Here is a 17320-nt window from a genome sequence, read left to right as displayed (position 1 = left end):
CCGCGGACGCGTTGACCCGCGCCGCCGAACTTCCCGTTATGTTAAAGAAGTGATAATAACGTTTGACATTATTAACGAGATGCAATACTATCTTATAAATGATAAAAAACTTTGCTTGCAAAGAAACAGAGAAAATATTCAATCGTCGAATATCACTCAAACTTCCACGGGATATACAAAAAACTGCCCGAAGAAAACTTGAAATACTTGAAGGTGCTGAAATCCTGATGGATTTACGTATACCACCGAATAATCATCTTGAAAAACTATCGAAAGATAGGAATGGGCAATATAGTATCCGTATTAATGATCAATGGCGTATATGTTTTGAATGGCGTGGAGGAGATGCTTACAACGTTGAAATAGTAGATTATCATTAGGAGGTAACGATGGCAAAAAAGATATTAGATCCAATTCATCCAGGTGAAATTCTGATGGAAGAATTTCTCAAACCCATGGGTATTAGTCAGTACCGGCTGGCTAAAGATATTAATGTACCTGCACGCAGAATAAATGAGATTGTTCAGGGCAAACGTTCTGTAACTCCAGATACAGCTTTAAGACTATCAAGGTTTTTTGGTCTTTCAGAAAGGTTTTGGATAAATCTTCAAGCAAGATATGATCTTGAAATAGAAAAAGATAGATTAAAGAATCGCCTTGATGAAGAGGTGCATGTTTACACTTCTGCAATGTGAACATTGCGGTGGTCTGAGGAATTCGCGGGGTCAAACCTAACCTATTGACAATAAAGTGTTTTCCACCAAAACGATCATACATTTAAGATTTTGATGGCTCTGTTTTGTCAGGCTTGACATTCCTTAACACTTTTTCATAGTAATCTTAACAGGGTTTAAGTGGATATAACGCGAAAGCCCTAAAAGACAGGAATCCTTTTCAACAAGAATTGCCTTCTATCGTCCCTCACAGAGCTATCCGGAGCGATTATGCTATCGACTCTTTTGTCAATAGATAAGGTTTGACTCCATCGGTTTGACTACTGGAATATTCATCTTCTTCTGTGCACGTATAGCATTAATCTCTTCTTTTAATGATACTTTTAAAACTTTCTTGTACAAAAATACAAGTGCGTTCATAGCCTGGTTCTGGGTAGAAGGGGCAACGCCAGATTTCACGGCAAGGTGGATCAAAAATTGCTCTATTTTTTCTTCACTGTCCTTTAAATCCTCTCTACTGGTCATTCGGTGGTATTTTGAATATATCGTTTAATCCAATCACAGTATGATCGTTCTGTATGGATGGAATAATGCTTAAGCCTCATTATATCTTTCACTTCATCGAGCAACCTTTTCTCTTTTTTGATTGACATCTTTTTCTCCTAAGCTATATTGTCTATGAAGTAAAATTATAAGGTAATTTTTTACATAATAATTTTACCTGATAATAGTACTTTTATCAAGTTATCAGGGCAATTGATTGTGATAATCAATGGTTGGGCGTTTTAAATACAAATAAATGGACCAAACAATGAAAGACACCCTTACCGAAGATGATTTGTATCAACACATATTCGAATCAAAAATTTTTTCGAATTGGCACTACTACGCATATCATTTTGATTATCGCCGTAGGGGTTCTGATCATCCATTTGCACAATCAATTGTCAATGCATGTATAGACTGTAATAAAAAACTACCCGGTTTTGCTAAGGGATTTATTGATGCAATAGCATCCATTTCTGGGCGAGAAAAATATGAGTCACACTACGAACAGTTATTACAAAGAATTTCAGAACTTCATGTTATCCATAAATTATTAACATACGAGTGGCCGTTTGAAGCAATTTTTCAGTGGGAACCAACAACCCAAACAAGTAAAAAAAAACCAGAGTTGAACATTGAAGGAGGAAGCAAAACATTTGGTATTGAAGTTAAAGCACCGTCCTTGCTTTCGCATATCAAAATTCTACAAAGCAACCCGACCCAGCTCTCTGCTCGAAATTTCACAAATGATGAAATTGAGCAGTTACCAGATGCCGAAAAAGGAATTACTTACCCTCGCGATAATCCTTTGAAGGATTTTCTTATAAGTGCAGAGAGTAAGTTTAGGCCTTTCAAAGAAGAAAATCCTGAGTTCAGTGGAGTCCTTGTCGTTGTCTGGGATGATTTTATTTACGAACCCATTTCTGCTTTACTCCACGAGAAGAGTGGTCTTTTTACTCCAAACTCCTTTGACCCAGATAAAAATACATTTCCAAATGTAGATGGGGTTGTGTTAATTAGACATTTGCACCAATTAATGAGGGCTGCAGGTGACAGACCTTTAGATTATGGACGGGACGGTGAATATCCTCCCAAAGTTTTTATATCAAACCCATATGGCAATGGTGTTTCAAAGTCTCTACTTGAGTGCCTACAGGCATATACACCAAGTAAAGAAATGGGGGCAGAATACTCAACATCTGATTTGATTTGGTGGAGTTAGCGCCCAACAAAAAAATGCAGGGGACGCAAAAAGCCGCGCCTCTGATTTAAACGCTAGCGAGGTAAATCCATGCATTTGATAACAATAATAGGGATCATATTTATAGCTGTTGGCACGATCCTTACTTATGTCGGTCAAAATATTAGTATTAAGGCTGATGTGGCCCAACTGCAGGAAAGTATTGGGAAAAAGAATGCCAGGATCGACGGTCTTGTTAAAAGCAATGACGATCTTCTTGTTAAAATTGATCAATATCAAAAGACTGTAACAGAAAAAGATCAAAAAATTGAAGAGTTAAAGGCTGAGGTCGGCAAACTTAGCCTTACTTCACCGAAACTGCTTCCGGATGGTAGGATTGCGGCAAGTAAAGGTGTTTCTTATTTATCAGAATATAGTGAGGCGGCTGGCAACGTGAGAAACCTTTTTAACGATGGTAAATATGATGAAGCTTATGCAATAGCAGAGGGTCTCATGAAAAAAATCCCTGACTTCGGCTTGGCATATTTCCTAATGGGAACAATTGATATTCAACGTGGGAATATGCCCGAAGGGGAAAGTTTTCTTTTAAAATCTATTCAACTTGAACTGACAAATAGAGATAAGGCTTGGGCCTTCCATAATTTAGGTATTGCAGCTTTACGCCAACAAAATATAGGTAAAGCAATTGATTACCTGAAAAAAGCTATTGAAATCAATCCGGATATGGAAGAGAGCAAAAAAACATTATCTTCCATAGAAAAGCAAATGGGAAACGACTGAACAGAATCATATAAAAATCGCTAACCAGCGGCTGCACTTGACCCGCGAACATCGGCGGGTCTCTGAACAAAGTCACCTTTATTAACTTCGGCCATGTTATCGGTCGTGACCGGCGGGCAAGTGAGCTGGGTCGTTAGCCTAAGAGAGAAAACTCAAAGAATTGCAAAATTTTTAAAGAACGATTGAATTTGAAGAAAAATCAATGGCCAAATTGGTGGGATTGGGAATTGGAGCTATGCCCACATGTGCTAAAACGTATGATTGATCGTCAATTTAATGAGATTGATCTGAGAAAGATGTTACATCATGCGAAATCGTATCACCAGGACATAATAGAAGGACGTTGGATTATTACGACACATCACTTGCAACATCCCTGGGAAGTTATTGTTGAACCAGATAGTACTTCGAATTTACTCGTAGTCATTACTGCATATCCAGTTTGGGAGGAATGAAATGAAAGAGCCATATCTTGAAGTAACATTTCGTCACGGTCAGCCACTTGCTGCATATCTGTATTTACCACGTCAGCAAGGGGAGAAAAGCCGTAAAACTGCTAAGGCGGGTCAGGGACTAATTATTGATTTTGGTGAAAGCGGTAATCCTATAGGTATTGAGATCACGGCGCCATCCAATGTAACTGCTGATGATATTAACTGTGTATTGGTAAAGCTTGGGTTGTCGAGAATCAGCAATAAAGAGTTGGCGCCGCTACACGCGGCGTGAGGAATTATTGACTAACAATCCCATCCAGCCGACGCCAAAAAGCGTTGCGGCTGATGGGCGCCATTGGGCAACAAAGGATGTGATGTGATAAGCGCCTGATGCTATCATGTTAGACCGTAGTGTTTACTCCGAATAGTTACAAAAACTCAAGCAGAGGGCACTGTTCACACACCCTTTTGGGTTTGCAAAACAACTTTCCGATGTTCACGATCAGGGCATGGTATTCATTGAATAATTTAGTGTCTTCGGGGAGGTTGTCTTCAAAAAAAGATTTCATTTCATCGTAAGCGCTTTCTTCAGGAACAAGGCCGTGCCGCGAAAATATCCTGTGCGTATAGGCGTCTATGACAAAAGTAGGCATATTGCCTGCGTAAAGCAGAATCGAATCCGCCGTTTCCGGTCCAATGCCGTTTATGCTAAGCAATTCTTCACGAAGCGTCCGGCAGTCCTGATGAAACATGGCGGTGAGATTGCCCTCATATTTTGAAAACAGCCAGTTGACAAATGTTTTAACACGCTTTGCCTTGACATTAAAAAACCCTGAAGGCCTGACCAGTTCCGCCAGTTCCGGCAAACTTAGCGAATGTATTCCCTTTGGGGTAAGTTTGTTTACTTTTTTTATATTATTGATAGCCTTTTCAACATTTGACCAATTGGTATTCTGGGTCAATATAGCGCCAATGATAATTTCAAACGGTGTTTCTCCAGGCCACCATTGTTGAGGTCCCAGAGAATCGTACATTTTGCGGTATATTTTCAATAGGGTATTTTTTTTACTCATTTTCAGAGCCAAGTCTTGAAAGAATGCCCATTCTGAGCAGGGGGAACATGATTTCGTGGTGTCCGGTGAGTGCGTATCCGGTACGGGTAGGCCTTTTTAATACATTGGTTTGCGGCCGGTAGTGCTGGATCATGTCCATGTTTACCGTTACAAAATTTTCCACTTTGTTCCCCACGTTTCTTGCTATGGTAAGCGCTTTAAGAAACACCTCCGGCATGATGACAGCAGACCCAACGTTGAGCCAGACGCCACCCTCCAAATCGGATACTATTGAAGCAAGTATCCTGAAATCAATATGACTGGATTCGCCCATGTCTTTGCCTGAAATGTTAGGATGCATGTAAATAGTGTCTGTGCCGAACGCAACATGTACGGTGGACGGGATATCCAGTTTCGCACTCCAGGCCAATAAACTCAGATCGGTATAGGCTTTGTTATCCGCAATAATCTTTTCTCCCATTGCCCTTCCCAATCCGATGCCCTCAGTTGCTCCCCTTGAAGAGGCTATTTGAAATGCTTCAGGAGTTTCTTTTGTCATTCCAAAGCTTCCATCCCTCAGACTTTCTGCCACATCTTCCGAGGTTGCGCCGATCAGTGATATTTCGTAATCGTGAATAGCGGCAGCCCCATTCATTGCAAGGGCGGTTATAATATTCCGTTTCATCAAATCAATAATGAGCGGTGACAAACCGCATTTGATTACGTGCGCCCCAAATGACATTACCACCGGACGCTTATTCTGTCGCGCCAGGACTATTGCATCAATAACCTTGCGCAGATTTGCCGAAGCCAGTATTTCTGGCAAAGATTCGAAAAAGGCCTTTATTCCGTCAGTGGGTTCTGTTGGTTTGGCAAAAAGATGAATATTGGAAAGATTCTGTCGTTCTGTTATTGAATAGGTACTAATCTTTCCAAGATCTAAAGGAGTATATTTCCTGATTTCGCAATGATGCTGATTTTCCATCTATTGTTCCTGGCATTAATGAGACAAAACAAGAAATATTGTAACACTTAGGTACAGGGTGGTACGGACAAACTTGTTTGTCCGTGCCACCCTGTTTTTAATCTGTGCAATCGTTCGACTGAGATCACGACGAAGTCTGTGAAATCTGTGGTTCCCTTAAGTTCCCCTGGATTATGGGGCAATGATTGCGTCTACAGGACAAACGCTGACGCAATTTCCGCAGTCAGTACAGGTACTTTCATCAATTACCCGCACATCTCCTGCTTCAGAAATAGCCTCTACCGGACATTCGCTTTCACATGCGGCACAATTTATACATTCTTCATTAATACTATGAGCCATTTATTCTTTTCCTTTCAATTTAATTTCTCATCTAACTTTTTATGCAAAATTTCACTTCCTTTTGTAATACAAATCTCCATCTTCAGCGTTAATACCGGTAACGTCCAGCGGGCAAGGTCTTTTCCTAGTTTTACACGGTCTTTTTGCGTAATGACGACTGCATCGGGAGAGGCGCATCTGGCTTCGCCGTTTAAAATATGCAGATCCGAAGGAGTATATGCGTGATGGTCTGGAAATTCATGGAAACCAACCAGTATCGCTCCTAAACTCTCAAGGCTTTTCCTGAACGATAACGGATTTCCGATTGCGCAGAAAGCAAAAACCTTCTTTCCGGCCAACCATTCAGTACCAAACGATTTTTCATCGGCTGCTAAAACCAGACGCACTGGTTTGTGGATTGATTCTATTACGGGAACATCTCTTGCAATTTCACGGAGCCGGTTGATTACCGTCTGTTTTTTTTCAGGGCTAATTTGGTCTGTATGAGTCAATAGAAACAGATCTGACCTTCTTAATCCTTCCAATGGTTCTCTTAATAATCCACGGGGCAAAGTGTATTCGTATCCAAAAGGCTCCAGTGTATCAATAAGAACAATGTCCATATCCCGTAAAAGCCGTAGGTGCTGAAAACCATCATCCAGCAACAAGCACTCTGCCTGACGGCGATTTATGGCTTCCCAGCCGCTTTTTACCCGGTCTTTTCCCAATATATTCATTATGCCGGGGATATTCTCTTTAAATAAGAGGTGTTCATCATTGCACATTTCATTGCTTGCAGCATCTTTTCCCTGTTGCATCATTGGCGCGTATCCGCGGCTTATGATAATAACCCTTTTGCCTTTTTTCCCAGCATATTTTGCCAGGTATTCAACAACAGGGGTTTTCCCCGTTCCGCCTGTAGTAATATTTCCGACGCTGATTACTGGCACGGGCAGCCGGTATGTTTTCAAAATGCCTTTTCTGTAAAAAAAAATACGAGTTTTTATGGAAAACCCGTATATTTTCGATAACAGATAGAGCATTTGCCGGAGAATCTCAGGCAGTATGCCGGAAAGCTCTTTCCTTATCAAACACAAATAATATTTTTTTATTGAAGATGTGGACAAGGCAAAGCTGGATTAATTACTGTGTCGATAGTTTATTGTATGAAGGCTTTGGTAGGGGGGGGACTATTTTAATGGAACCGACCAATACGCTTCGTCCAAAAATTGTTTCCACGATTCATATTTTTCAAACCGGAGTTTCAATCTCAATACAGGGCTGTGTTTTGGTTTTACGGGTATTCTGGTCAACTTCATTCCCGCCTGTTCAGGAGTCCTGCCGCCTTTTCTTTTGTTGCATTCAGTACATGCACATACCACGTTTTCCCACGTGGTTTTTCCGTCATGCGCCCTTGGTATAACATGATCAAAACTTAATTCTGAAACCGGAAAACGTTTGCTGCAGTATTGACATTTATTTTCATCTCTGGCAAAAATATTCCTTCTGTTAAATTTCAAAGAAGATTGAGGAAATTTGTCGTATGTTAAGAGCCGGATAATCTTTGGCACCTCAATGGAAAAGGAAACAGTTTTTACCCAACTCGTAGTGTCGTCGTCTGTTAAACCGAGCGAGACCTTGTACGAAGAAACATCCCTCCAGCTTTCAAAATTATAGGAATTATATTTTCCCTCATCCACGGAAACAACCTCAGCAATGTGCTTACATAGCAATGTGAATGCCCGTTTCGCAGAGATTACATGGAGCGCCATGAAAAACTTGTTTAATACGAGCACGCTTGATTCCAGGCTAACGGCTTGTTGCATACTATCGCTTCCTCAATTACCTACAAACAACGAATTTAAAAGAGATATTTATCGCGATGTAAATCAGGAGAGGCTTGCCACTTTTAAAAAGTATAACAGCCTAAACAAGCTAATTCAAGGGAATTGTAATGCCCTAAACTGGCATAGCCAGAACCAAACAAGTAAGGTATAAAAAATACTAAACTCGAAGTACAAAATATGAAACAAATTGTAATGACAAAACATAAAATTCGAAACAAATCCAAAACATACCTGTCTGCATGCGACAACGCAGAGGCAGGCAACAATATTAAGCATGAAATGCGAGATATGAAAGATGCATTTGTTCAGAAGTTCAAATTATTTTGTCATTAGAATTTGTTTCGGATTTAGTATTTAGCATTCCGGATTTCACCATTAAATATTTTGCCAAAAAACACGCACTGACGAATGGAAGTGTGCAAAGAAGTTACTGATAAGGCGCTAAGGTACTAAACGGCTCCATAACATCATATCCCCTGCCCGGAGAGAATGATTTTTTAATACACAGAACGACAAATTTTTTTGCCTGCCGAACAGCTTCCGCGATGCCGCATCCTTTCGCAAGATACGCTGCGATTGCGGAGGCATAGACGCATCCGGTACCATGGACATGTTTTGCGGGGAGATACTCGCCTTCAATATATGCAAAGGATTTTCCAGTGTACAAAATATCAATTACCGTATTGCTGCTCTTTATATCACTTGAATGCAGAGCATGGCCGCCTTTTATTAGTACGTTTGCGGGGCCGAGTTTGTGTATGTATTTTGCAGCCTTTTCTGCATCTGTGATATTTTGAATTTTTATGCCCGAAATATGTGCGGCTTCCGGAATATTTGGCGTAACGATGAAAGCCAAGGGAAACAATTGAGAGATCAAGGCCGGAATGGCATCTTCGGCCAATAGTGCCGCTCCATTTTTTGACAGCATGACGGGATCGACGACAACAGGTGAAAGCGCATAATGTTTGAGCCTGGAGGCAACCGTTTCAATGATATCCTTGCTGTACAACATTCCTGTTTTGACGATGTCGGCGCCAGTATCGGATACTACTGCGTCAATTTGCCGCGCAACAAAGGAAGCAGGAATTTCATAGACGGCATGTACTCCCAGCGTGTTTTGTGCCGTTAACGCGGTGATTGCAGTGGCCGCATATCCTCCCAATGCCGCGATGGTTTTCATGTCCGCCTGTATACCCGCTCCGCCAATACTATCGGAGCCGGCTATCGTAAGCGCTTTAAATAAAGGAATTGCTTGTTTATTCATTTTTCATGGTGTTTTTTCAAAAAGCTAAACGGTTACAAAAAAAGGTAACACTTTAGCTTTTTGAAAAATTCCGGGAAAAAAGGAGAACCCCGAAGGGGTAATATGATTATAGAAAAACACGGTAAAACCACGCCTAATCCCGAAGGGATGACATAATCGCCACTGTCCGGTGTTTCATGAAAGATAAAATTATATCACCCCTTCGGAGTTAATTATGGGTTTTTTGTATAATTTCTGGTTTTTTTTCTAAAATACTCTCTGATTGTGCCTTTGCATGGTAAGAGCTTCTTACCAGGGGGCCGGACTCAACACAACGGAAACCCATTTTTTCTCCTTCCCGTTGTAATCTTTCAAACTCCATAGGTGTATAATACCGTTTAGCAGGTAAGGCGTTTTTATTTGGACGAAGATACTGTCCCAACGTTATTATTTCACAACCGGTATTTTTAATATCGTGTAGAACCTCTGTTATCTCATCCCATTGTTCTCCCAATCCCAGCATGATCCCTGATTTTGTTGGCATAAGCAGCCTCTCTTCACTTGCAATACGCAATAATTGCAGTGATCTTTCATAATCAGCCCCAGGTCTTACTATTGGATACAAACGGCGAACAGTTTCTATATTATGATTTAAAACATCAGGCCTTGCATCCAATACCGTCCATAACGCATCAACGGAACCCCCAAAATCAGGAATCAATACTTCCACCTTGCAATCATTAACAAAATCACGAACACATTGAATCGTTTGTGCAAAGATGCCCGCACCGCCGTCTGTGATATCATCCCTGGTTACTGATGTGATAACGACATATTTTAATCCCATTTTCCTGACAGCCGTAGCGACCCGATATGGTTCTTCTTCATCCAGTGTCGCAGCGGTTCCTTTTGTAACGGCACAATACCCGCATTTTCTGGTACATACACCGCCCAGTATTAGAAACGTTGCCGTTTTTTGATTGTAGCATTCGCCGATATTGGGGCACAAAGCCGCATCGCACACGGTCTGCAACCGATATTCCTGCAGTATCTCCCTTATTTCCGTGAAACCTTTACCTGACGGGAATTTTGCCCTTATCCAAGGAGGTCTCATATTGTTTCCCAATCTATCAAAATGTCATTGCAGATGCTTATTTATGTATATCGCCTTTTTTCGCATTATTTATGAAATCGCATTCATCTGTGCCGTGTTACCCCTGCTTTTTTACAATAACTATTTACCGGGCAAAGACTGCATTTCGGTGAAATTGGGACACAAATATTCTGACCGTAAGTAACGAGAAGATCATTGATACACAACCAATATTTTGCGGGGAGTTTTTTGCGGAGGGCACATTCAGTTTCTGCCGGAGTTTTTGTCTTTATGTAGCCCCAACGATTAGTAATCCTATGCACATGGACGTCAACGCAAATCCCCGGTTTTTTGTATCCCAGGGAAACTACCAAATTTGCTGTTTTTCGTCCAACGCCGTTTAGTTTCAACAGCTCATCTATTTCATCGGGGACTTTACCTTCGTAATCTTTTGTAAGTGTTTCACAAATTTCCTGAATAGTGACCGCTTTTCTCCGGTAGAAACCTACCGGATAGATTAGTTTTTCCAGTTTTTGCGAAGGGATCTTTTTCATATCTTCGGGATTATCCGCAATCGCAAAGAGCCGTTCTGAGGCTGCTCTGGTGGTTTGATCTTTTGTCCGCAAACTTAAAAGGCAGGATATCAATACGTGAAAAGGAGTTCGTTTCCTGGAAATAGTTGTAACGGCAGGCTCGGCAAACTCTTTGTTTTTATGCTTTATTTTGGAGAGAACTATGTCGATATCAAACAAATGCACAACCCTTCAATTCAATGAAAAAACGGCAATAGGTAAATGCGCTACCTATTGCCGTCTTCCTATTTATATATTTCTTATTTAAACCTCTTTCGTCAACTGCACGTTATTTTTTACGTTCGGCGAAAAGCTTGTCATAAACAATGCCTGCCGCAATACCGCCAAGTATTGGGCCTATCCACCAAACGTAATGATTAGTAAATTGGCCAGAAGCAATCGCAGGGCCAAAAACGCGTACAGGATTCATTGCCCCGCCACTAATTGTCCCGCCAACCAGCGAGCCAAACAATACTACCAACCCAACCGCTAGTCCGGCAAAACCCCCAGAAGCCCTTTTATCTACGAGTGTCCCATAGATGGTAAAGATCAGGAGGAACGATATAATAAATTCCATCAGTATGCCTCTTTCAATGGAGACGCCTGCGGCTAGTGTGCTCGTCCCTAGATGAATACTACTTAATGCGTCAGGAAAAATAGTTCGCAATGCAAACCCGCCTAAAATAGCTCCGCCGATCTGAGAAATTATGTACATAATTGCAGTGTTAGGCTCCATTCTTTTCGTGATCCAAAAAGATATTGTTACTGCAGGGTTAATATGGGAACCAGACACATAGCCCATGGCATAAATAACGGCAATTACCACGACACCATAAGCAATTGAAATTCCCAGAAGCCCAAAACCTTGCCCGCCAGACTGCTTCAAATAAAAATCAGCGCACACAGCGCCAGCGGCAATGAAAACCAATGCAAATGTACCAACAAATTCGGCTAAATACTTTTTGTATGCATCCATTCAGTTATCTCCTGTAAGTTATTTTCAAGATTTAGCAAGGATATTTACCAATCGGCATTCTCTCCCATTATTTCATAAATCTTTTACAGTATCCGGTTTCCTCGTCAATAAAATATACCTAACTGTTCAAAAGTTATGAGTTTGAGACAAATTATCACAATAAAAGAATGGTGTCAAGAAAAAATAGACTAAAAAATGTAACTTCTCAACAAGTTGTGGTTGGTGATAATCGGGTAGGGCATGGCATTGCCTGACAGGATAATTCAAAAGAAATTACTGATAAGATACCAATAGCTCCATCACCACAATTTATTGAGCAATTACATTTTCGACCCTCATCTCATATGCAGTAATAAAATACCGTAAATGCAGTATATTTACTGCATTTATTTGATCTAAGCCTGTAACGGCAACAAACTACATGTTCTCTATTTAATTTATAACTAACTGTATTTAAAGTATTTATAAAATATGTTTTCAATTAAGAGTTTTTAGTTCTGAATGGAATAAGTTTTGTTACACTGTTACGATACCTTATGGTAATGCCTGAAAATTATTAATCTGCTTTTCTCAATTACCGCGAACGAATATTCATATTTGATCGTAACAGTTTAACGAAATTATTTCAAAAAGTAGCGTCCAGCCTTCGGGCTGGATGCGGATTTAAACAATGTAAATAAAGGAGATATTTGATTTGAAGATAAAACAATATTTACCCACAGTATTAACTATGGGCAATATTATGTGCGGTTTTCTGTCGATAATGTGTGTTTTAAATCAAAGGCTTGAAATAGCGGCATGGCTTATAATCGTTGCCATGATTCTCGACGGTTTTGATGGGAAACTTGCACGTTTGATGAATACCGCGAGCAAAACCGGGGCGCAATTAGATTCTATGGCAGATTTAGTGGCGTTTGGTATTGCGCCGGCTGTCCTTATGACGAAAATGTGCAATAACAGTCCTATCGTTATTTCATGGGGTTTTGGATTGTTTTTCATGATGTGCACCGCGTATCGTCTGGCAAGGTTTAACGCACAAAAAGAAGAGGCGATACAACTGCCCAGGCACTTTTTCACAGGTTTGCCATCAACGCTTGCAGGAGGAACGGTGGCACAGCTTTGCATACTCCATCACTTTATCTACACACGGTTTGGAACAGACATTATCGTGAATTTTTTACCGTTCATTGTTTTCACATTGGGTGTTTTAATGATAAGCAAAATCCCCTTTTTTAACATTACCTGCAAAATCGGGAAAAGACAGGGGATTAAGGCAGTTATTTTGGAGTTTTCCGCCGCTATTGTCTACTTTATCATCACGCCGGAGTTGGCGCTATCTTCCGCTTTAAGCTTTTATTTAATTATTTGCGGGGCATACGGTATTGTAAAAGGAAAACAGATAAAGGGCGCTCAGCCGGTTTAACAAAAGAATCCATTATAAAAATTAAGAGGTCAAGGTCTATTCAATAGACCTTGACCTCTTCAATCTCAAATCTCTCATCCACTTTTTTAAGATATCCCATTCGTATTTTTGGATCGTGCTGAAATATCAAAAGCCAATGTTCTTCAAAGGCCTGCTTTATTATCTTTTTTTTGCTTTCCAGTGTTTCCAGCGGGAACAAATCATAACTTGTAATATACGGATAATTCAAATGGGCTGCAGTGGGTATCAGGTCAGCCAGAAAGAACGCTGTTTGTCCCTCAGATTCAATTTTGACGCATTGATGATGCCGGGTATGCCCGCCTGTTTTTACTAGTGAAATACCCCTTTCCACTTCTACGGCATCTTCGTCAACAAGGTGGAGATATTTTGTGCCGCCTATTGGCAAAAAGTCTTCAGCAACATAACTAGCCTTTGTCCTTTCATTTGGATTTAAGGCCACCTCTAACTCTCCTTTCTGAATAAAATACGTTGCTTTTGGGAATGTAGGAACAATTTCCTCCTTTTCATTGATGGTAGTATTCCCTCCCGCATGATCAAAGTGAAGATGTGTATTGATGACAATATCTATATCCTTGGGCTGATAACCAAACCTGCACAACGATTCCAAAAGTGGTGCCTTTTTTTCTAACCTGTACATCTGACAAAATTTTTCGTTATGTTTTGAACCCGTCCCGGTATCGATCAGTATTTTATATTTTTTTGCGACAACCAACGGACATTGCAAAGACAACTGCACCCTGTTTTTTTCGTCCGGTGGAAGAATTCTTTGCCAAAGGACTTTTGGCACTACGCCAAAAACAGCGCCGCCGTCTAAATAAATGCAACCATCGGAAACAGGATAGATTTCAAACTTGCCAAATTTCATTGCAGCGCCTTATTTTATTTTGAGAAACAGGAGTTTCCCGAAGATGTTGGTATCAAACTGTAATGTTTACGCTGAATAGTTACAGAAAAACTTACAAAAAAGTAACACTTTAGTTTTTTGAAAAATTCCAATAATCGCAGTGTAGGGGCGAAGCATTTGCCCGTTTGGATATGAAGGTATTTATGACAATTTACAGCAAATGCTTCGCCCCTACTTTTTTAAAAAACTAAAATATTACCAAATGAAGAGGTTTTTAAAAAAAGATATTATAGTATTAAAAACACCAACGCAATACTATTTCCTTTAGGAACAGATGTTTACTATCTACAAACCAAAAACAAGATTTTTGTTGAAAACGGAAACGGCATTATGTAACTTTAGCAAACGTTTCGTTTATTACAAAGGTATCTTTTGCTGTAAATGTACTAAACATCGCAAAGATAGCAATTGATATCTGCTGAATGCATTATGCATGATTTATTTTTATCGTATTGGAAAGAACATGCTCTTACCGAACTCTTACCGAAAATAAAAAAAAATATTTGGTCACTCCAAGTGAAAATCCGCTTCCCCATAATAGTTATAAACACGTTTTTAATAAAAATACAAAATACCGCCAGTCAAATGAGATGCTTATTGCGCCTCTTTTGCTTCATTAATCATCTCTCTTGCAATCCATTTTTCATATTAGATACGAATAAAACTCCTTTTAAAAATCAGCAGATTAAACCCTTGTTTTTAAAAGCAGCAGGCGCCGCACTGGCATTGATAGTATCGCTCTCTTCCCAAATTAACGCCCAGACAACAAATGTAACCGATAGTAATTTAATTACGGGGCTGACAGAGAAAAGCGGCTTTACCTATAATAATTTTATTTCAGGTAATTTCAGCTCCCAGTACGAAGGCCGTTGGGCAGGCGGAGACGACGACCACGATATGTACCAGCGCCTGCGCTTTAAAACGAAAGATTTTTTTAATAACAAGGTTTCTATTTCCGGTTCCGGAAGATTATCCGAGGATTTAGACGGGCATGAACCAAGGGATGGCACGTTCAGGGACATCCTTGACACATATAATAAAAGCGTCAACGGCCGCATCTATTACTTTTACGCCGACATCAAAAACCCTGTCCTCGAAAAATCGCAACTGCGCTTAGGCCGCCAATATCAGTATTCCGTTGAGAATATTTTATTTGACGGCGCAAAATACGAACAGCAGGTAGGCCCGGTGGAAGCTCACGTTTTCGGCGGGTTAAGGGCGTCACAGTACAGCAGCCCGGATGATGATACGGTTGCCGGAGGCGGCGTTGCGTTCCGGCCTTTTATCGATACCCACGCCTCGTTAGATTATATTCGTATTGTTGATGATGACCATAGCAATGATGACGAAATAGGATTCAGCGTATGGCAAAGGCTCTATGAAGACCTGCATTTTTACGGTCGGTACGTTCTCTTAAACAATCTCCCCAAGGATATTCTCACAAAAGTGTCATGGGACAAAATAGACTGGGATACAAGTCTGCAATTGTCGTATTACCGGTTCCTCCATTCGCTATCGGAACAGAGCAATGATATTTCCCCTTTCTATCAGATACTAGGCACTTTTGAGTCATTTGATCTCTTCAGTCTCACCGGCTATAAGGGGCTCGGGGAAAAATTCGGGATTTCCGGGGGGCTTGATTACCGGAATGTACTCGACAACGATGATGAAAACTCATTTAATCACGATTACTACAGAAGTTTTATCGCCCTTACGGCAAATAATATTCTTCTTGAAGATTCCAGGATTACTTTCACGGTTGAATACTGGGATGCGAAGGGCGTTGACCACAGTGCAGATGTTGGAATTGAATTTGACAAAAAAATAAACAAGTTCGACCTCGGATGCGGCACTAGTTATTCTTTGTATAAATACAATTTTGACGGAAGCAATACCCTGCAGACAATCCTTGATAATGAGTATACACGGGATATTGAGCAAAAGATCAATATAAGGACCTACTTTCTGAGAATCAAATATTTGTTAACGGAAAAATCAGACGTCAGTTTCCGATGGACGACAGAAAACAGCGATACTGATCCTGAAATGTTTCATCAGTTATTGCTTTCGTACAGCATGAGTTTTTAATAAATATAGAACAAAATACTATGAGAAAACCATATTATCTGTTTTTAATCGTGGCGCTGTCTTCGCTCGCCTTCTTGAGCGGCTGTAAAGAGTCCGGCATTCATTATAGCCACGCCAAACACATTGAAAGAGGACTCAGCGATTGCAATATCTGCCACAATTACAAAGAAGATTTGGAACCAAAGTGGCCAAAAATGGCAAAGTGCCTTTCATGCCATATGAAGAAATTTGACACCACTAATCCGGCATCCTGTCTTTACTGTCATACAAAACCCGGGATGAAAATCAAGGTAAAGCACAATGTTCCGAAAAAATATAAAGACCTGAAATTCAGCCATAAGACACATTTGGAAAATAATGTGGACTGCAAGGCATGCCATGAGGGTATCGAAAAGAGTGATGCAATTACCGTAGATTTACTTCCGGACATGTTTAAAAACTGTATCCCCTGTCATAAGGAAAGAGGTGAAGAAAACATTGCCTGTGATGTTTGCCACAAACACATAAAAAAGAATCGTATGCCGCTGTATCATGAAGAAAGATGGGTAAAACATGAAGATGCGCGATGGATACAAAAGCATGGGAATGAATTCTATTACAACAAAGACTACTGCAACCGCTGTCATGTTGACCTCAACTGGTGTGTCGATTGCCACAGGGACCAAAAACCAAAAAACCACAATAATGCATGGAGAAGAAAAACACATGGATTTGCTGCATCGTGGGAGAGAAAGAAATGCAGTGTTTGTCATCTGGAAGACTTCTGTGAACGGTGTCACTCCAACACGAAACCGCTAAACCATACGGCATCATGGGGTGGAGCAAACACAAGAAACCGGCATTGCACAAATTGCCACTTTCCTATATCAATGGTTTCATGTACCGTATGCCATTCGTATCCCGAACACCCATCCGCAATAGATTCTCCGCACCCGCCATTTACCGGAAACTGTAATGAGTGCCATCCGCGTAACCGGGCGGGAGAAGCTCCACACCCTAGCGCTTTTGGTATTGCCTGCACCACATGCCATAGATGAAGCGTAAAATCTGATGGTTCGTTATTCCGAACGTATAAAACAGGGGGGGTATTGTTATTGTTTCCTGAATCTTGCACAAACGCTTGATGCTATTTTAGAAACCCTTATTAATAAATGAAGAGT

21 protein-coding genes are annotated in these 17320 nt (G+C 40.5%); 9 read left to right on the top strand and 12 right to left on the bottom strand.

The genetic code is table 11. From position 1 onward, the window contains the following. The first annotated feature begins 98 nt into the window (after positions 1–98). Together KSMBR1_RS20405 and KSMBR1_RS20400 are read left to right on the top strand one after the other, a co-directional pair. Positions 99–380 (top strand): type II toxin-antitoxin system RelE/ParE family toxin, encoded by a 282-nt coding sequence (locus KSMBR1_RS20405; protein ID WP_099326908.1) that lies wholly within the window; start codon positions 99–101, stop codon positions 378–380. A gap of 9 nt (positions 381–389) precedes the next feature. Continuing rightward, positions 390–695 carry a HigA family addiction module antitoxin gene (locus tag KSMBR1_RS20400; protein WP_099326907.1) on the top strand — a complete coding sequence of 102 codons (306 nt, stop codon included), beginning with the start codon at positions 390–392 and terminating at the stop codon, positions 693–695. A 267-nt stretch (positions 696–962) separates the two neighbouring features. Here the strand turns inward: KSMBR1_RS20400 and KSMBR1_RS21415 are convergent, their stop codons facing one another. Both KSMBR1_RS21415 and KSMBR1_RS22810 read right to left on the bottom strand, forming a co-directional pair. After that, entirely contained in the window at positions 963–1199 is a 237-nt protein-coding gene (locus KSMBR1_RS21415) for a phage integrase N-terminal SAM-like domain-containing protein (RefSeq protein WP_157820793.1), read from the bottom strand. Continuing rightward, positions 1196–1327, bottom strand: coding sequence for a phage integrase N-terminal SAM-like domain-containing protein (locus KSMBR1_RS22810; RefSeq protein ID WP_157820792.1), 132 nt, complete (start codon positions 1325–1327; stop codon positions 1196–1198). The genes KSMBR1_RS21415 and KSMBR1_RS22810 overlap by 4 nt, the downstream gene beginning before the upstream one ends. 158 nt (positions 1328–1485) lie before the next feature. On the opposite strand from KSMBR1_RS22810, the gene KSMBR1_RS20385 reads away from it, so the two are divergent. The 4 genes from KSMBR1_RS20385 to KSMBR1_RS20370 all read left to right on the top strand — a co-directional run bounded on the left by KSMBR1_RS20385 (position 1486) and on the right by KSMBR1_RS20370 (position 3927). Then, complete coding sequence (locus KSMBR1_RS20385; RefSeq protein WP_157820790.1) at positions 1486–2442, top strand: hypothetical protein; 957 nt, start codon at positions 1486–1488, stop codon at positions 2440–2442. Positions 2443–2511: 69 nt separating this feature from the next. Next, positions 2512–3201, top strand: coding sequence for a tetratricopeptide repeat protein (locus tag KSMBR1_RS20380; RefSeq protein WP_099326905.1), 690 nt, complete (start codon positions 2512–2514; stop codon positions 3199–3201). Positions 3202–3446: 245 nt separating this feature from the next. Continuing rightward, on the top strand, positions 3447–3656 hold the full coding sequence (locus KSMBR1_RS20375; RefSeq protein ID WP_157820789.1) for a hypothetical protein: 210 nt from the start codon (positions 3447–3449) through the stop codon (positions 3654–3656). A gap of 1 nt (position 3657) precedes the next feature. Next, on the top strand, positions 3658–3927 hold the full coding sequence (locus tag KSMBR1_RS20370; protein WP_099326903.1) for a DUF2283 domain-containing protein: 270 nt from the start codon (positions 3658–3660) through the stop codon (positions 3925–3927). Between the two features lie 136 nt (positions 3928–4063). Here the strand turns inward: KSMBR1_RS20370 and KSMBR1_RS20365 are convergent, their stop codons facing one another. From KSMBR1_RS20365 to KSMBR1_RS20325, 9 genes are all read right to left on the bottom strand, one after another. Further along, positions 4064–4708 carry an endonuclease III domain-containing protein gene (locus tag KSMBR1_RS20365; RefSeq protein WP_099326902.1) on the bottom strand — a complete coding sequence of 215 codons (645 nt, stop codon included), beginning with the start codon at positions 4706–4708 and terminating at the stop codon, positions 4064–4066. Beyond that, positions 4701–5672, bottom strand: coding sequence for a GSU2086 family protein (locus KSMBR1_RS20360; RefSeq protein WP_099326901.1), 972 nt, complete (start codon positions 5670–5672; stop codon positions 4701–4703). Before KSMBR1_RS20360 ends, KSMBR1_RS20365 begins: the two co-directional genes overlap by 8 nt. Positions 5673–5843: 171 nt before the next feature. Further along, the gene (locus KSMBR1_RS20355; protein ID WP_099326900.1) at positions 5844–6014 is read right to left on the bottom strand and encodes a 4Fe-4S binding protein; all 171 of its coding nucleotides are present in this window, start codon (positions 6012–6014) and stop codon (positions 5844–5846) included. Positions 6015–6028: 14 nt separating this feature from the next. Then, positions 6029–7084 (bottom strand): tetraacyldisaccharide 4'-kinase, encoded by a 1056-nt coding sequence (gene lpxK, locus KSMBR1_RS20350; RefSeq protein WP_157820783.1) that lies wholly within the window; start codon positions 7082–7084, stop codon positions 6029–6031. Positions 7085–7183: 99 nt separating this feature from the next. Further along, positions 7184–7819 carry an HNH endonuclease gene (locus KSMBR1_RS20345; RefSeq protein ID WP_099326898.1) on the bottom strand — a complete coding sequence of 212 codons (636 nt, stop codon included), beginning with the start codon at positions 7817–7819 and terminating at the stop codon, positions 7184–7186. A gap of 448 nt (positions 7820–8267) precedes the next feature. Continuing rightward, complete coding sequence (gene thiD / locus KSMBR1_RS20340) at positions 8268–9104, bottom strand: bifunctional hydroxymethylpyrimidine kinase/phosphomethylpyrimidine kinase (protein WP_099326897.1); 837 nt, start codon at positions 9102–9104, stop codon at positions 8268–8270. Between the two features lie 208 nt (positions 9105–9312). Then, entirely contained in the window at positions 9313–10197 is an 885-nt protein-coding gene (gene lipA / locus KSMBR1_RS20335; protein ID WP_099326896.1) for a lipoyl synthase, read from the bottom strand. Positions 10198–10280: 83 nt separating this feature from the next. Continuing rightward, complete coding sequence (locus tag KSMBR1_RS20330; protein WP_099326895.1) at positions 10281–10928, bottom strand: endonuclease III domain-containing protein; 648 nt, start codon at positions 10926–10928, stop codon at positions 10281–10283. Between the two features lie 109 nt (positions 10929–11037). Then, the gene (locus KSMBR1_RS20325) at positions 11038–11724 is read right to left on the bottom strand and encodes an MIP/aquaporin family protein (RefSeq protein ID WP_099326894.1); all 687 of its coding nucleotides are present in this window, start codon (positions 11722–11724) and stop codon (positions 11038–11040) included. 694 nt (positions 11725–12418) lie between these two features. On the opposite strand from KSMBR1_RS20325, the gene pssA reads away from it, so the two are divergent. After that, a complete protein-coding gene (gene pssA, locus KSMBR1_RS20320) occupies positions 12419–13147 on the top strand; it encodes a CDP-diacylglycerol--serine O-phosphatidyltransferase (RefSeq protein ID WP_157820782.1) in 729 nt (242 codons plus the stop codon). 40 nt (positions 13148–13187) lie between these two features. On the opposite strand, the gene KSMBR1_RS20315 is transcribed toward pssA, so the two are convergent. Then, entirely contained in the window at positions 13188–14033 is an 846-nt protein-coding gene (locus KSMBR1_RS20315) for an MBL fold metallo-hydrolase (RefSeq protein WP_099326892.1), read from the bottom strand. Between the two features lie 732 nt (positions 14034–14765). Here KSMBR1_RS20315 and KSMBR1_RS20310 point away from each other — a divergent pair. After that, positions 14766–16160: a hypothetical protein gene (locus KSMBR1_RS20310; protein WP_157820781.1), complete on the top strand. Its 1395-nt coding sequence runs from the start codon at positions 14766–14768 to the stop codon at positions 16158–16160. 20 nt (positions 16161–16180) lie between these two features. Continuing rightward, positions 16181–17197 carry a cytochrome c3 family protein gene (locus KSMBR1_RS20305; RefSeq protein WP_099326890.1) on the top strand — a complete coding sequence of 339 codons (1017 nt, stop codon included), beginning with the start codon at positions 16181–16183 and terminating at the stop codon, positions 17195–17197. Positions 17198–17320: the final 123 nt, after the last annotated feature.

Origin of the sequence: Candidatus Kuenenia stuttgartiensis (assembly GCF_900232105.1) — a bacterium.
GTDB lineage: Bacteria > Planctomycetota > Brocadiia > Brocadiales > Brocadiaceae > Kuenenia > Kuenenia stuttgartiensis_A.
This window is presented reverse-complemented; position numbering and strand designations above follow the sequence as displayed.

Excerpts from the sequence above, each read along its gene's own strand:
- KSMBR1_RS20385 (WP_157820790.1), top strand. The coding sequence starts at position 1,486 with ATGAAAGACACCCTTACCGAAGATGATTTGTATCAACACATATTCGAA.
- thiD (WP_099326897.1), bottom strand. The coding sequence starts at position 9,104 with ATGAATAAACAAGCAATTCCTTTATTTAAAGCGCTTACGATAGCCGGC.
- KSMBR1_RS21415 (WP_157820793.1), bottom strand. The coding sequence starts at position 1,199 with ATGACCAGTAGAGAGGATTTAAAGGACAGTGAAGAAAAAATAGAGCAA.
- KSMBR1_RS20405 (WP_099326908.1), top strand. The coding sequence starts at position 99 with ATGATAAAAAACTTTGCTTGCAAAGAAACAGAGAAAATATTCAATCGT.
- lipA (WP_099326896.1), bottom strand. The coding sequence starts at position 10,197 with ATGAGACCTCCTTGGATAAGGGCAAAATTCCCGTCAGGTAAAGGTTTC.
- KSMBR1_RS20355 (WP_099326900.1), bottom strand. The coding sequence starts at position 6,014 with ATGGCTCATAGTATTAATGAAGAATGTATAAATTGTGCCGCATGTGAA.
- KSMBR1_RS20370 (WP_099326903.1), top strand. The coding sequence starts at position 3,658 with ATGAAAGAGCCATATCTTGAAGTAACATTTCGTCACGGTCAGCCACTT.
- KSMBR1_RS20345 (WP_099326898.1), bottom strand. The coding sequence starts at position 7,819 with ATGCAACAAGCCGTTAGCCTGGAATCAAGCGTGCTCGTATTAAACAAG.
- KSMBR1_RS20360 (WP_099326901.1), bottom strand. The coding sequence starts at position 5,672 with ATGGAAAATCAGCATCATTGCGAAATCAGGAAATATACTCCTTTAGAT.
- KSMBR1_RS20325 (WP_099326894.1), bottom strand. The coding sequence starts at position 11,724 with ATGGATGCATACAAAAAGTATTTAGCCGAATTTGTTGGTACATTTGCA.
- KSMBR1_RS20365 (WP_099326902.1), bottom strand. The coding sequence starts at position 4,708 with ATGAGTAAAAAAAATACCCTATTGAAAATATACCGCAAAATGTACGAT.
- KSMBR1_RS20400 (WP_099326907.1), top strand. The coding sequence starts at position 390 with ATGGCAAAAAAGATATTAGATCCAATTCATCCAGGTGAAATTCTGATG.
- KSMBR1_RS22810 (WP_157820792.1), bottom strand. The coding sequence starts at position 1,327 with ATGTCAATCAAAAAAGAGAAAAGGTTGCTCGATGAAGTGAAAGATATA.
- KSMBR1_RS20315 (WP_099326892.1), bottom strand. The coding sequence starts at position 14,033 with ATGAAATTTGGCAAGTTTGAAATCTATCCTGTTTCCGATGGTTGCATT.
- KSMBR1_RS20305 (WP_099326890.1), top strand. The coding sequence starts at position 16,181 with ATGAGAAAACCATATTATCTGTTTTTAATCGTGGCGCTGTCTTCGCTC.
- KSMBR1_RS20380 (WP_099326905.1), top strand. The coding sequence starts at position 2,512 with ATGCATTTGATAACAATAATAGGGATCATATTTATAGCTGTTGGCACG.